We start from the raw sequence: 803 nt of genomic DNA, 5'->3' as shown, positions 1-803 counted from the left end.
CGGCCTGGAGAGAGCCCGGCCGAGCGCCCGAGGGCGGCGGTCATGGAAGACGTCGCGGAGCTGGCGGGGGTGTCGGCGATGACGGTGTCGCGGGTGCTGAACGCTCCGGAGAAGGTGCGTCCGGAGACGCGGGAGCGGGTGCTGGCGGCGGTGCGGGAGCTGGATTACCGGCCGAATTCGGCGGCGCGGATGTTGGTGACGGGGCGGTCGGGGGTGTTGGGGGTGGTGTGTTTCGACACCACGTTGTACGGGCCGGCGTCGACGTTGTTCGGGGTGGAGCAGGCGGCGCGTGACAGTGACTATCTGGTGAGTATCGCGAGTTTGCCGGTGCTGGATCGGCGGTGGATCGGGCGGGGGGTGGATCGGCTGCGGTCGCAGTCGGTGGACGGGGTGATCGTGGTGGCGCCGCATGAGTCGGCGGCTGAGGGGGTGCGGCAGCTGCCGGCGGGGTTGCCGGTGGTGGTGGTCGGTGGGGGTGGGGATGTGCCGGTGCCGGTGGTGGCGGTGGATCAGCGGGCGGGGGCGGCGCGGGCGACGCGGCATCTGCTGAGTTTGGGGCATCGGACGGTGTGGCATGTGGCGGGTCCGCCGAATTGGGTGGATTCGCGTGGCCGGGCGGCGGGGTGGCGGTCGGTGCTGGAGGCGGAGGGCCGGGTGGTGCCTGAGCCGTTGGTGGGGGATTGGACGGCGTCGTCGGGTTATGAGCTGGGGCGGCGGTTGGCGGCCGATGAGGCGGTGACGGCGGTGTTCGTGGCCAATGATCATATGGCGATGGGGGTGTTGCGGGCGTTGCGGGAGGCGGG

1 protein-coding gene is annotated in these 803 nt (G+C 71.9%); it reads left to right on the top strand.

The features are described from left to right. Nucleotides 1–803, top strand: an 803-nt coding sequence (locus HHX40_RS38070; RefSeq protein WP_396788627.1) for a LacI family DNA-binding transcriptional regulator, incomplete at both ends; no start/stop codon positions are given.

Origin of the sequence: Microbispora sp. H10949, assembly GCF_014161435.1 — a bacterium.
GTDB classification, from domain to species: domain Bacteria; phylum Actinomycetota; class Actinomycetes; order Streptosporangiales; family Streptosporangiaceae; genus Microbispora; species Microbispora triticiradicis.
This window is presented reverse-complemented; position numbering and strand designations above follow the sequence as displayed.